This window comes from Hyphomicrobium sp., from assembly GCF_009026145.1.
In the GTDB taxonomy this organism is placed as follows: Bacteria; Pseudomonadota; Alphaproteobacteria; order Rhizobiales; family Hyphomicrobiaceae; genus Hyphomicrobium_A.
Map to the genome: position 1 here is coordinate 74,210 of NZ_WBUE01000002.1, position 13,290 is coordinate 87,499.

9 protein-coding genes are annotated in these 13,290 nt (G+C 64.7%); 2 read left to right on the forward strand and 7 right to left on the reverse strand.

Annotated elements, in window-relative coordinates:
- From F9K20_RS02230 to F9K20_RS02260, 7 genes are all read right to left on the reverse strand, one after another.
- Nucleotides 1-1,779, reverse strand: coding sequence for a phosphatidylserine synthase (locus tag F9K20_RS02230; RefSeq protein ID WP_290997193.1), 1,779 nt, complete (start codon nt 1,777-1,779; stop codon nt 1-3).
- A complete protein-coding gene (locus F9K20_RS02235; RefSeq protein WP_290997194.1) occupies nt 1,776-5,333 on the reverse strand; it encodes an AAA domain-containing protein in 3,558 nt (1,185 codons plus the stop codon). The genes F9K20_RS02230 and F9K20_RS02235 overlap by 4 nt, the downstream gene beginning before the upstream one ends.
- A 1,293-nt stretch (nt 5,334-6,626) precedes the next feature.
- Nucleotides 6,627-6,851 (reverse strand): hypothetical protein, encoded by a 225-nt coding sequence (locus F9K20_RS02240; RefSeq protein WP_290997195.1) that lies wholly within the window; start codon nt 6,849-6,851, stop codon nt 6,627-6,629.
- A gap of 65 nt (nt 6,852-6,916) precedes the next feature.
- Entirely contained in the window at nt 6,917-7,123 is a 207-nt protein-coding gene (locus F9K20_RS02245) for a hypothetical protein (RefSeq protein WP_290997196.1), read from the reverse strand.
- Between the two features lie 52 nt (nt 7,124-7,175).
- The gene (locus F9K20_RS02250) at nt 7,176-7,421 is read right to left on the reverse strand and encodes a hypothetical protein (RefSeq protein ID WP_290997197.1); all 246 of its coding nucleotides are present in this window, start codon (nt 7,419-7,421) and stop codon (nt 7,176-7,178) included.
- Nucleotides 7,422-7,493: 72 nt separating this feature from the next.
- Nucleotides 7,494-9,131, reverse strand: a complete 1,638-nt coding sequence (locus F9K20_RS02255; protein WP_290997198.1) for an HAD-IC family P-type ATPase — start codon at nt 9,129-9,131, stop codon at nt 7,494-7,496.
- A gap of 15 nt (nt 9,132-9,146) precedes the next feature.
- Nucleotides 9,147-10,229, reverse strand: coding sequence for an HAD-IC family P-type ATPase (locus F9K20_RS02260; RefSeq protein WP_290997199.1), 1,083 nt, complete (start codon nt 10,227-10,229; stop codon nt 9,147-9,149).
- A 941-nt stretch (nt 10,230-11,170) separates the two neighbouring features.
- Here F9K20_RS02260 and hflK point away from each other — a divergent pair.
- Both hflK and hflC read left to right on the forward strand, forming a co-directional pair.
- Complete coding sequence (gene hflK / locus F9K20_RS02265) at nt 11,171-12,229, forward strand: FtsH protease activity modulator HflK (protein WP_290997200.1); 1,059 nt, start codon at nt 11,171-11,173, stop codon at nt 12,227-12,229.
- Nucleotides 12,226-13,227: a protease modulator HflC gene (gene hflC / locus F9K20_RS02270; protein WP_290997201.1), complete on the forward strand. Its 1,002-nt coding sequence runs from the start codon at nt 12,226-12,228 to the stop codon at nt 13,225-13,227. Before hflK ends, hflC begins: the two co-directional genes overlap by 4 nt.
- The last annotated feature ends 63 nt before the right edge of the window (nt 13,228-13,290 follow it).

The window sequence follows — 13,290 nt, forward strand, 5'->3', positions numbered from 1 at the left end:
TTATGTTGCAGGAGCCGGAGCGCGGAGCTGTGGGATATCGTCCTGGAGGCGCGACCAGACGTTTGTCGCTATTCCCGGCGACCTGACGTGCACCCCGATGTCGCCGAGTGGGAAATCGGGATCGCTCGCGGCCGAGCCCCAGTTGAGGCTTGAGGTGACAACGTTGTCGCCGTCCCACAGCAGGAGCTTGCCGTGCATCGGCGGCTTCTCGAGCTGTATCAGCTCGACGCCGTGCTCGGCGGCTTCCTGCTTGAGCTCCCGGATATGGCGGTTTTTGAGGGGACCGCTCGGCTGCGTATACAGCACCTTGACGATACGGGTCGTGCGTGCCGCGGCCTCGGCCGGCAGCAGCGCGCCGGGCCGCGCGGTCGACCCCAGCCGGTGCGTGCCGATGACGAGAAGATCGCGGGCCTCGCCGCCGGCGCGGCGCAGCAGGCGGTGATGATCCTCGCCGGTGATGACGTCGACCAGCGCGTCGCCGTCACTGCCGCGCAGCCATGTGAGCTCGCTCCTCAGTAGCGCCATCTCGTTGGCGAGCGTGTCCGACAGTCCGCGGTCGCCGGCCATCTTGCCGATCGCGGCAGCGATGCGGGACACGAGCTGCGGGTGACGTAGTAGCGTCGTGATCTCGACGGAGCGGAACGGCGACTTCAGCCAATTGCAGGAGCTGACGGCGGCGATCCAGCCGCCCTCTGGCGTGTCGAACAGCAGCAGCTTGGCATGCGATCCCGTCGACTGCAGGGCCACCCTGACCCTTCGATGCAGGACCTCGTCGCGGCGCACGATGTCGATGAGACGTTCCGCCGTTACGGCGTGGCGCGTCTTGTCCTCCTCGTCGCCGGCGGCGCCCCAGAGGATGTCGATGGTGACGCCGCGCGCGCAGGCTGCACGCATGGCGGGAAGCAGCGGGTCGATGTCCTCAAGGCGCAGGAAAGTGGAATGGATGACGAGGCGCGACGCAGCCTCCCCGACGAGCTGGCGCAGCAGCGTACCCTGCGCCGAGCCGCCAATGACGATGTCGTCGGGTGCAAACCGGCAGCGTACGGGATCCTGTGGCGCCGGCCGATCGAGGGAACCGGCGAAGGCGACAGAGTAGGCGCGATCGTCGCGATTGCCCGATGCCGCCTCGAGCACGATCTTGTGCAGCACTTGCCCGGCGCTTTCGGGCAGGTCGCGGACGATGCCGTTGTCGACGGTGACGCCGATATATTCCTTGGAGATGACGCCGGTGCCGGGCTCAATGGCGGCGAGCTTTTCCTGCCGCCCGCGGGTGGCGAACTGCGAGATGCGGGCGATCATGACATCGGTGCCGATGTCGAGGACGCCGCCGGTGACGTCGACCACAATGGCGGGCGTTCCCTTGCGGTACTTGCGATGATGATCGAGATCTTTCTGCCGCATGCGGCGCACGTCGCGCGCGGCGATGACGCGGCCGCTCACGCGCTCGAGAACGAAGCTGATCCAGGCGTCGGTCTCCTTTGGGATGAAAGGCAAGGGATCGCCGCTCTGCACCAGTCTGGTGCCGTAGGTGCTGGCAACGAACTTATGCGCACCGTCGATGACCGCCAGCCGAGCGAAGCGAAAGCGCATGAGCCGCGACAGGGCGGAGACGATGACCTGGTGCGGGAGGTTGGCGTCGCTGGCGAGGTCGCCGATGGTCTGGGCGCGCTTCGATATGGCCCACAGGACGAGCTCCTCGACGGGGGTCCAGGCGCGGCCCTGATGCAGCCGCACCTGACAGCGGACGCGGTAGACCGGGATGCAAACGAGCTTCGTCATCGACGCCTCCGCAGGTCGCGGGGGGCGATGATGGTGGCCAGCGGCAGGCCAGGGCGGCGTTCCTGTTGGCGCAGTTTGTCGATGGTGGCGAGCATGGTGAGGATGAAGTCGAGAGGATGCTCGGCCTCATCCGGGTTGACCCCCAGCGCCGCCTCGCGCAGGAAGGCGAGGCTGCCGACGAGGATGAGCTTGTGCTTGGCGCGGCTGAGCATGACGTTCATGCGCCGCCGCTCGCGCAGGAAGCCCAGGGCTCCGACGCCGACGCGCGGATTGTTCCTCACCAGCGAGATGACGACGACGTCCGCCTCGCTGCCCTGGAAGGAGTCGACGGTGCCGACGAGGCCCATGCCCTTGCGTACCGGGACGAAGCCGTCGCGGATATGCGCGAGATCCTTCTTCAAGGCCAGGGCGAGGCGCTGCTCGAGCAGGGCGACCTGTCCGGTATAGGGCGACAGGATGGCGAGCGAGGGCCGCTTGCCCTCGGCTGGGGCGAGGTGGCGCAGCACTTCGATGACGGCATCGGCCTCGGCGGGGTTGTGCCATTTGGGCCTGCTGCGTTCGGCGAACCTGTCGTCGTGGGTGGCGCTGACATGCGGAAAATCGACAACGACGACCGGCGAGGCGGTGAGCGCGGCGCTGCAGTCGACGGGCGGGGGTTGCGTGGCGGCGTCGGCCTGTCGCTGCGCGTCGGTCTCAAGCTTGCCGGCGTAGAAGGCCGCGGACACGATCTCGGCGATCGCGGGGTCCATGCGGCGTTGCTTGGTGAGCGTTGCCGCGACCTGCTGCGGCTGCGCCGACGCGACGGCGCGCCGCTCATCCTCCTCGACGATCGATTTGAAGGGCTCGATGAGCTCGCGGGCGAGGCGCTGGATCTCGGCCTTATGGGCGTCGTTGCGCAACAGCGCGCCGAGCTGTTCTAGCACCGCCTCGTTGAAGAGGGGACCGACGGCGTCCGGCGCGTTGGCGACCATCTTCTTGACGACCGTGGCGTCGCAGAACACACGCTCGAGCTGGGCGGCGTCGAACGGCGGCAATTGGCGATGATCGCCGATGAGCAGGCGGCGGTTGCCGAGCGCCAGCGCGCCGGCGAGCTCTGGGCCGGTTGCCTTACCGGCCTCCTCGACGACGACCCAGTCGAACGATTCCTGCGCCGCTACCATGCGGGCGACGTCACCGGAATTGAGGGTGGTGACGACGATATTCGCCGCCTCGAGCATGAGGCTCCACAGCACGCCACTGTCCTCGTTCTCGGCATCCTCGGTCGCAGTGGCGGCGGCGAGCTTGTCGACATGGGCGCGCAGGCCGGATGGGGCGTTGTTGACGAGGCTGCTGAGGCGGAACTTGTGCAGCGCAGCGTCGGCGACCTTGTCGACGCGGCGCGGGCTGCTCACTTTGCCGTCCGCGGCCATGGATCTGACGAGCAGTAGGTCCTCGGAGAGCGTGCCGTCGTCTTTCAGCTCGGCGATCTTTTCCTCGATGTGATTGAGCGCGTCGTGGCCCTGTGCGCAGATCAAGAGGCGCGAGGCTGCATCGTGGCGGAAGATGGTTTCGACGGTGGCGGTGGCAAGAGTTGTCTTGCCGACGCCCGGCGGCCCGACGACCAGGAAGCCGGGTGCCGTGCTCCACAAGTGCCGCAACGCCTTCTGCTTGGGATCGTCGAGGCGGGCGAAGGTGGCGCTCGTTTCGTCCAACTGCGCATGGCGTAGCCTGCGGCGGGCACGCCAGGGGTCGTGCAGCATCTCCACGAGGTCGAGGCGCGCGTCGAGGGCGTCGATATTGCGCATGCGGCGCTTGATCTGCTGCTCGGTGCCCTTCTCCTGCTCCGGGCGCAGATAGAGCGAGCTCGCCATGGGGAGACTGCCTTCGACGTTGAAGCAGTACCCGTCGAGACCGTCGACCTGCTCGTTGCCGACATAGGTGACGGCGACGTCCTGGGCGCGGGAGGCGCCCAGGCGCCCGGAGCCGCTAATCCGCCAGCGCACGCCGGAATCACGTTCCTCCTGCTCGAAGAGGCGCTGCAGGGCGGCGCTCGTATGCGCGATGCCGATGTGCTGGGCGATGGCATCGCGGTCGTTGCCGGGAAGCGCCCTGACGACGACCTGCCGGTGATCGCCGGTGCGCTCGGCGAGGATCTCGATGGGGAGGACGTCGAGCGATTTGATGACGGCGCCGACGATCTCGAGCAGATTGAGAGCCGTCTTGACGATGACGAGCGTGTCGGGCGCCTCGCTTTGCGGTGTGCCGGCAATGGCCTCCCAGCTCATGCCGGCGCGGCCGACAGCCGTGCGGTACTCCTCCGCCTCCCGGTCGGTGCTGGCCACATCGATGGCGACGTCGAGGGCGTGCGGGCGTAAGCCGGCGCCGCCGGGCAGCGTGTCTGTGCGCGCCTTGATGTCTTCGCACACGGCGATGTCCCAGGTTTCCTCGCCGTCGATGCTGTGCGGACGCAAGCGGTAGACGAGCCGCTGGGTGACGAGGTCGAGGCGCAGGAGGGCTATATCGTGCCGCGCCGGAGCGAGAAGCGTGGCGCCGGCATCGAGATCGGCGCGCGCGAAGGCGATCTGCTGCGCGCGCTCATCGACCGGGATGGCCCCTGCCGTGGCATCGTATACGGCCCGCGCCAGCCCGGCCTTCGGCCGTAGCAGCAGCGTGAGCCGGCCTTGCTGGCGGGAAGCCGTGGCGCCGACCTCGACGGCGATGTCGGAGCATTGGCGCGCAAGCGCCTGCGCCTCCAGCGAATCCCTCGGGCGCGGCCGGCAGACGTGGCGCAGCCAGCTCTGCTCGGCTTTGCTGAGGAAGGGCACGTCGCGGCCGGCCTGCGGGCCGATGATCCCGGCCGCATCGACGACAATGCCGAGAAGGTGGCAGAGGATGGCGCCCAGCGCCTTCCAATCGTCGACAAAGGCGATGGCGCCGTCGTAAGCATGCAAGGCTTTGGCGGCGGTCGGCGGATCGGCGTTGCGCCGTTCGGCGTCGAGCCAGAGCGACCATTCAAAGCCGGTGAGGCGAAAGTCGGGGCTCGATCCGCCCTCGGTGAAAATGACGTCCTCGCTGACGCGCCCGTGTACAAGGCCTTGGGCGTGCACGACGCCGAGCGCGATGGCGATCCTGCGCACGTTCTGCCACAAGCGCGCGCGGTGCGCGGGGATGCCGAGGGAGCGCAGCCAGTGCGTCGCCTTGCAGCGTTCGAGAAGGTCGGACAGCGGGTGGCCGGCGCGCTGCATGAGGACGCCGAAGTCGTTTTCGTCCTCGACGAACTCGACCAGGTCGACGACGACGTCGTGTGCGCCGGCGTGCGACATGACCCGCTGCACATGGCGCATTTCATGGCGCCAGATCTCGCGCAGCTCGGCGTCGGCCGGGCTTCCGGTCTTGCGCCAGAGCTTGAGGCAGAACTCTTCGCCGGTCTGCCGGTCGGTCACCTCGAAATAGGTATGGCCAAGCGCCTCGCGCGACCTAGTGGTGACGCCATCGCCGTCGAATTCAAACCGCGCATCGAGCGAGCGGCGCTTCTGACTGGTCTTGCCGGATGGGTTTCCCATGAGCCAGAGCATGTCGCGGTGCGCGGCGCATTAACAGCCAATTGTCGGCCCATTTCAGATCGCTGGTGTGGATAAGTGACATTTCGGTGCAGCGGATGATGGTGGTCGCTTGCAAGTGCATAGCTGCTGCAATTGGGCGGCGTTGCCGAGAGGCGCGGCGCAGTGCTGAATAACCATCCCGGCCTTTGAAGGATTGGGGCGAGACATGACGGAATGCACGATCTGGGTTGCCTACAACAGCGACGACGAGTACTTCCTCACATGCGAGCGCCCAGGAGGCCATGGAGCGCCTGGTGCAGGGTGTCGGCTATGCCGAGGGGGCGGCGCGTCGTGGCGCTGAAGGTTACTCTCCCATGCGCCAAGCCCGCGAGCGCGCCGGCGACGATCGCCGACGGGAGCCGCAAGTTGCGGTGAAAGTCGAGTGATGGTGGCCGTAAGCGAATTGCGCTGCATTGGAGCGCATTGGGCAAGCACCATCACGCTCGAGGACGTGACAATTTGTGGCTGGTCTAGTGCCGGTAACGACATCAGGGGCCCGGCAAGTTTGCCGGGTCTCAACCAAATAGCGGACATGATCGGCGACACATTCCGGTCGCAAGTCATCTGCGACCGACTTCCGCTAGTGGGATGTCGCGCAGGATTGGGCACCGCACGAGCTAGCGGACATCGCTTTGAAACCGTGCCAACGGGGTCAGAGGTTCTCCGCCTTATGCGGAGGCGCGGTGATCACGACACAGTCAAGCACCACGCCTCGCGTGCCCACGGCGAGTTCCGCGGCGTGGATTAGGCGCGATCGCCACTGGCTTTGGTCGGACATCCCGTCCTATCCATGCTGCGCGGGTAGCTGTAAGGGGAGCTCTATGACTTTCGACGACACGACGACTTTCACTGAAGGCGCACTTGAGCAGGTTGCCATCCAGAACGCACGAAAGCTCGATGATGAGAGAGGAACTGCTTCCCGGAAGCACTTCCTAGATGCGTACGCTGAGCACCTAGAAGCGCTGAAACGTGGCCGCTCGACGAGGTGATCACTGGCCACCGCTCCGCGCTTTGTGGAGCGGGTGGTACTTGAGATTCGAGAATGACGATTGTGGATGAGTGGCGTCAGGTGGCTCAGCCGCACGCAGTCGCCCAAATCTAAAGCTGCCAATGGTAGCAGTGATCCAATAGCGGCCCTCGGCTCGCCGACGCTAAGGGCCACTAGCCGACATGCAGGCTAGTAATGCGTGATCGCCGTACACGGGTGCTCATCCCAAAAGAGGCCTTCGGCTTAGGCGGCAATGCGGTGAAGCCACAACGTCCCGTCTAGCCCGACAGACTCTCGTAGCGTCCCGCACTCAGAAACTGCAGCAGGATGAGGGCGGCGGCCGTGAGCCCGAGAGCGGTTCCAAGCTCGTTAAACGGGCCCACAGGCTCCAGGCCACTGAGCCGCGCCGCCAGAAACGGCCCTAGTGCGAGCGCGATGAACCCCGCAGCGAGAAGCATGCCGGACAGGCCGGGTTCAGAGCGGCTCTTCTTCGCAAGACGCATCCCAACTCCATCAGTCCTGCCGCATGCACCTTTCCCCGCCAGGGCGGAAATGAACGCGGCCGCCGCTATTCGAGACCCTTGGCCCAGTCATCCCATTGATGCCAGGCCTCCTGCGGATAACCGATCTTCCTATCGACCAGCCCCTGCACCGCGGCCGCCAGCTTCTTGCCGTCGGCTGCCTCCTCGGGTTTGATCAGATGCGCCTCGATCAGCAATCGCATATGCTCGTCCGTCAGGACGACCGTAACCTCGCGCCGCTCTGCATTTGCCATTCATGCGGTCCTTTCAAAAGCGCAGGCGGTATCATGGCCGCCCGCCCGCGGCTCACGACTTCCTCCCGATCTTGCGTTCAAGCCGCGTCGCCCCGGCGACTGAATTGAATATGGTTCCGAACTTGCGGACGTTTTCGTGCAGCAGATCGAGCCGGCGGTCCGGCTCGTCGGTATTGACGATGAACTCATAGGTGATCGCCACCGTCTCGAGCGGCTTGGCCTGACGCACGTCGTGCAGCTTCACCTCGACACCGCGGAACGCAAAGTGCAGCATCGACGCCACGCGCTCGATCGCCACCGCTGCAACGCTGAGCCAATACACGGTGGTGCGGGAGCAGGCTTGGGTGCTTCTTCAGGGCAAGTGCTTTCGCTAGTAGGGGGCGAACCGGTGGTTCCGATTGCTGGAGCTAGGGCCGCGGAAGGCGAGGCGCATCTGTTTTTCGGTCTCGATTAGAGCGAAGAACACCGCGCCGACAGCGACGATCAGGAGACCATCCGCCAGCGGGACGCCTTGCGTACCGAACACGGCCTGCAAGGGCGGCAGGTAGATGATGGCGAACTGCGCAGCCGTGACCGCGGCGACGCATGCCCACACGACCTTTGTTCCCTTTGCCGCGGCCCAGGTCAGCGACGTGCCGTGAATGTTGCGTATGAAGAAGAGGTGGAAGATCTCCAAGACCACCAGCATGTTCATCGCCATGGTCTGTGCCAGCGCGACGGGATACCCCCTGTCGATCGCGTAAAAGTACATGCCGAAAACCGCAATGAGGAAGAAGGCCGAAACCATCACGATGTGCCAGATCAACCCGCCTGTGAGCAGCGGCTCGTCGCGCGGGCGGGGCGGGCGGCGCATGGTGCCCGGCTCTGAGGGCTCGAAGGCCAGAGCGAGGCCCAGCGTCACGCCGGTGATGAGGTTGATCCAGAGGATTTGCACCGCTGTGATCGGCAGCGCCATGCCGGCGAAGAGTGCCACGACGATGGTCATCGACTCGCCCGCGTTGGTGGGCAGCGTCCAGCTGATGACCTTCTTGATGTTGTCGTAAACGGTTCGCCCCTCACGCACGGCCGCCGCGATCGAGGCGAAATTGTCGTCGGCTAGCACCAGTTCGGCGGCCTCCTTCGCGGCCTCGCTGCCCTTTTGCCCCATGGCGATGCCGGCATCGGCGCGCTTGAGCGCGGGCGCATCGTTCACCCCGTCGCCGGTCATGGCAACGGTGAGCCCCCGCGACTGCAGCGCAGTCACGAGGCGTAGCTTATGGGCGGGTGACGTGCGCGCGAAAATGTCAGTGACTACCGCCGCCTCGGAGAGATCGGCCTCATCCATCGTGTCGATGTCAGCGCCGGTCAGCACGCGCGTCGTGTTTTTCAGCCCGATCTGGGCGGCGATCGCACGTGCCGTTGCGGCATGGTCGCCCGTGATCATCTTCACCCTGATTCCCGCCGCGTGGCACTCGGTGACGGCTTTGATGGCCTCGGCGCGTGGCGCATCGATCAGGCCAACCAGGCCGATCAGTGTGAGGCGCCCATCCAAATCCGCGGCGTTTAGGACCGTGTGCTGCTGCCGCACGGCGCGCGCAGCGACTGCGATGACGCGCTGGCCGTCAGCAGCAAGTTCTTCCACCAACCTGTGCCAGTGACTCTCGTCGAGCGGCGCAGTCCCACCATCGGCGGCACGCTGGCCGGAGCAGAGCGCCAGCACCACCTCGGGCGCGCCCTTGACGTGGATGCAGGCATGGCCCTCGTGGTCGTGGTGCAGGACGGCCATGTAGCGGTGTGCGGCGTCGAAAGGTATCGCGTCGGTGCGGTTCCATTCGCGGAAGGGCTCGGGGCCCGCGCCCGTGATCCTGCCGGCGAGCGCCATCAGCGCGCCCTCCATTGGGTCGCCCTCCACCCGCCAGCCATCCTCTGCTTCGTGCAGCATCGCGTCGTTGCACAGCCCCGCGGCGCGCGCGAATTCCATCAGGACGGCGTGCTCGACCGGGTCGGCATCCGCCTCGCGCCAGCGCACCGCGCCTTCGGGCGCCTAGCCCTCGCCTCCGATGGAGTAGGTGTGCTCCGTGGCGGCGAGCGTCGCCGCCATCATCTCGTTGCCGGTGAGCGTACCGGTCTTGTCGGAGCAGATGACGGAAACCGAGCCTAGTGTCTCGATTGCCGGCAGGCGCCGGACAATCGCGTTCCTCCGCGCCATGGCCTGCACGCCCACGGCGAGCGTGATCGTCAGCACCGCGGGCAGTCCTTCGGGAATCGCGGCGACCGACAGGCCCACCACGGCCATAAAGAGCTCCGCGAAGGGCAGGTGGCCGACGAAATAGCCATAGGCGAGAAGCGTTCCGGCGACGATCAGGATGAAGACCGTCAGCCAGCGGGCGAAGGTGTCCATCTGTTCCACGAGCGGCGTCGTCAGCGTCTGGACTTCGGACAGCATCCCGCTGATGCGGCCGATCTGGGTGCCCATTCCGGTGGCCGCGACGACGCCATGCCCCGCACCGGCGGCGACCAGCGTGCCGCTGAACAGCATCGAGGTCCGGTCTCCGAGCGCGGCGTCCATCGCGACCGGCGCCGTGCCCTTCTCAACAGGAACGGATTCGCCCGTCAGGATGGCCTCCTCGGTCTTCAGGCCTCGTGCCTCGATCAGCCGCAAATCGGCCGGAACGCGGTCGCCGGCCTCGATCAGCACGATGTCGCCCGGCACCAGATCTGCCGCGTCCACGCTCTGGCGCCGCCCGCCGCGCAAAACGGCCGAGCGCGGTGCGAGCATGCTGCGGATCGCCGCCATTGCCTGCTCTGCGCGGCCCTCCTGCACGAAGCCGATGATCGCGTTGACGATCACGACCGCGAGAATCACCCCAGTATCCGCCCAGTGCTGCAGCGCCGCCGTCACCGCTGCCGAGGCGATCAGCACATAGATCAGCACGTTGTGGAAATGCGCGAGGAATCTCAGGACGGCGCTGCGCTTCGGCGGCTCCGGCAGACGGTTGGGCCCGTGCTCGGCCAGGCGCCGCGCCGCTTCCGTGGACGACAGGCCAGCCGCTGTCGCCTGTAGCGAACGCAGTGCGTCGTCCGGCGAGACGGCGTGAAACGCGGGGCTCTGGGGGTGCTCGGTCATTCCTGTCTGCGTGCCCTCTCCCTGCGGTCCCCTAGCCTTTCGCCACGAGCACGTCGAGGGGTGAGATCGCTCAGCATACTTAACGCCACGCTGCCAATGACCGCATGGCTGAAACCGGCTCGTCCGTGTGTGCCAAGGGCTAACAGGTCCGCGAGAAGATAGACATCTGGTCGCTACCGCAATACCCCGATCAGCGGACGTGGTCGGCGACGCTCGCCTCGCCGATCACGGGGCGGCCGATTTCCGCTTTTGGGATCGAGCGACACTCTCCAGCTGAGTGAAGCTGACCAGGCTAATGACCGCTACTGGCCCTGAGCGCTAAGTCGCGTGTCGGCTGCTTCCAGAGGTTGAGCGGACATGGTCCTCAAGGGGATTTGGCGCTACGTCGGTGGCTCGACCTCCGGAATCTCTGCAACGCGTAGGTCACCACCGTGGCAACGAAGTTAGGTCCCTAAGTCGCTTCGGGTCATCATTCCCCGTCCAGGTAACGTCCGCGGCACGGCCGGTCTCCCCCCAGCTGCTGACGACTTGGTTTGGCGTTGAAGTAACTATCGCACGAAAGAAATAGCTCGTAATCGCGCCTCGCCATGCCCATGTGTGTTTGATCGTCTGTCATCGAACAGGACTTCACCAAGGCGGCACCTTCACTCAGGACCTCCATATCCAGCGCCGACGCCGTTTGAGAGCGTCCTGACGGAGCGCCCGCGCTGTCCCACCTGCCACCCCCCCCCGCCATTGCTCCAGTGGTGTCCACGTATTGTCGGGAAGGTCTCGTTGAAAATGATTGGGTCCGCAGCGCTTGTGGATTTGAGTGGAGTAGTGGCTTCAAGGGACTGTTAGTTTGAGACGCAGCAACCTCGTCGTCGGCGCATTCGTCGTCGCCTCCGTGGTCTTTGGCTATCAGCTCTACCAGGTGCGGCAGAACACGAAAGGGCGTTCCAATGCCATCGCAGAACGATAATGGCGGCCGGGGTGGCCCGTGGGGTAGCGGGGCCAGACCCGACTCCGATCTTGAGGATCTGATCCGGCAGGGGCAGGGTCGCCTCAAGCAGATCATGCCGAGTGGTAACCCGCGTGGAGTAATCGTCCTCGCCGTCCTTGCTCTGGCCGGCCTAGGCGTATGGACGGCCTATTACACTGTGCCGAGCGATTCTGTCGCTGTCGTGCAGCGTTTCGGTAAGTATCTCAAGGACGTCCCGCCCGGACTGCATTTCAAGCTGCCGCTGGGCATTGACGCGGCCACGATCGTCCCCGTCAAACGGCAGTTGAAGCAGGAATTCGGGTTCGCGACCCCAGGCGCCAGCGATCCGTATCAGAGTCCTCGCGACGCAACGCGGGAGACCCAGATGGTGACCGGCGACCTGAACGCCGCGCTGGTCGAATGGGTGGTTCAATACCGGATCTCGGATCCCGTTAAATTTCTTTTCGAGGTTCGTGAGCCGAGCGAAACCCTCCGCAATGTTTCCGAGTCCGTGATGCGCGAGGTCGTAGGCGACCGCACCGTCGACGAGGTGATCACCATCGGTCGCCAGGAGATTGAGAGCGAGGCGCTGACCAAGATGCAGGCGCTCTCGACCAAATATGCAATGGGGATCAGCATCGACCAGGTTCAATTGAAAAACATCAATCCGCCCCAACCGGTGCAGGAGTCGTTCAACGAGGTCAACCAGGCCCAGCAGGAGAAAGAGAAGCTGATCAACGAAGCCAGGCGCGATTACAACAAGGTGATCCCGCTGGCCGAGGGCGAGAAGGATCAGCGGATTCGCGAGGCCGATGGCTACCGGCTCAAGAGGATCAATGAAGCGGAAGGCGACGCAGCCCGGTTCAGCACGCTGTTGGCGGAATACACCAAGGCTCCCGAGGTCACTCGCCGCCGCATCTATATCGAAACCCTGCAGGAGGTCATGCCGGGCATACGCTCCAAGATAATTGTCGACGAACAGACGCGCGGCATCCTGCCATTGTTGAACCTCGACACCCAGAAGGGAGAGAAGCCATGAACCGGATCACGCAAATAGCGATCTTGGCGGTTTTGGGCGTCGGGGCGTACATCGTGATGAGTGCGATCTATACGGTCAGCGAAGTGGAGCAGGCGATCATCACGCAGTTCGGCAAGCCTGTGGGCGCGCCGGTGACCACCGCCGGTCTGAAGTTCAAGATCCCGTTCATTCAGGACGTCAATCCGATCGACAAGCGGGTCCTTGAGTGGGACGGCAATCCATCGGACATGCCGACCAAGGACAAGCTCTACATCTCAGTCGACCTATTCGCCCGCTGGCGGATTACAGACCCCCTCCAGTATTTTCTGCGGCTGCGCGATGAACGCAGTGCCCAGTCCCGCCTCGACGATATTCTAGGCAGTGAGACCCGTAATGCTGTCGCTAAGCATGAGCTGATCGAGATTATCCGCACCACCAAGGATCGCGTGCCGTTGCGAGACACGCTGCTAACCGAGGCTGAACGCAATCAGGATATCGGGGCGCTGGTGCCGATCCAGAAGGGGCGCAAGCTGGTCGAACAGGAGATCTTCTCTGCGGCTGCCGAGAAGGTTCGCGTTTTCGGTATCGAATTGCTCGATATTCGGTTCAAGCGGATCAACTACAATGAGAGCGTTCGCCCGAAGATCTACGATCGCATGATCAGCGAACGGCGGCAGATCGCGGAACGCTTCCTGTCAGAAGGTAACGGCGAGGCTGCCAGAATTCGCGGCAATCGTGAGCGCGACCTGAACAAGATCCAGTCTGAAGCCTACCGTCAGGTTGAGGAGATCCGCGGCGTGGCGGACGCGAAAGCCACTGAAATCTACGCGAAGGCTTACAACCAGAGCCCTGAAGCGGCTGCATTCTATGAATTCACACGGACCATGCAAGCCTACAAATCCATCATCGCCAAAAACACGACCCTTGTCCTTTCCACGGACAGTGACCTCTTCAAATTCCTAAAGGGTATGACCCCAAAGAGCAGCGTCGTTCCGGCCCAACCTTCCGGCGGCAACTGATGACAACGCGCGGACGTTGCAAGCGGGTGACCTTCATACGGCCCATCGTCCTCCAGGCCGCTG

Coding starts and splice junctions, on each gene's coding strand:
- F9K20_RS02260 (WP_290997199.1), bottom strand. CDS start 10,229: ATGACCGAGCACCCCCAGAGCCCCGCGTTTCACGCCGTCTCGCCGGAC.
- hflK (WP_290997200.1), top strand. CDS start 11,171: ATGCCATCGCAGAACGATAATGGCGGCCGGGGTGGCCCGTGGGGTAGC.
- hflC (WP_290997201.1), top strand. CDS start 12,226: ATGAACCGGATCACGCAAATAGCGATCTTGGCGGTTTTGGGCGTCGGG.
- F9K20_RS02230 (WP_290997193.1), bottom strand. CDS start 1,779: ATGACGAAGCTCGTTTGCATCCCGGTCTACCGCGTCCGCTGTCAGGTG.
- F9K20_RS02235 (WP_290997194.1), bottom strand. CDS start 5,333: ATGCTCTGGCTCATGGGAAACCCATCCGGCAAGACCAGTCAGAAGCGC.
- F9K20_RS02245 (WP_290997196.1), bottom strand. CDS start 7,123: ATGGCAAATGCAGAGCGGCGCGAGGTTACGGTCGTCCTGACGGACGAG.
- F9K20_RS02240 (WP_290997195.1), bottom strand. CDS start 6,851: ATGCGTCTTGCGAAGAAGAGCCGCTCTGAACCCGGCCTGTCCGGCATG.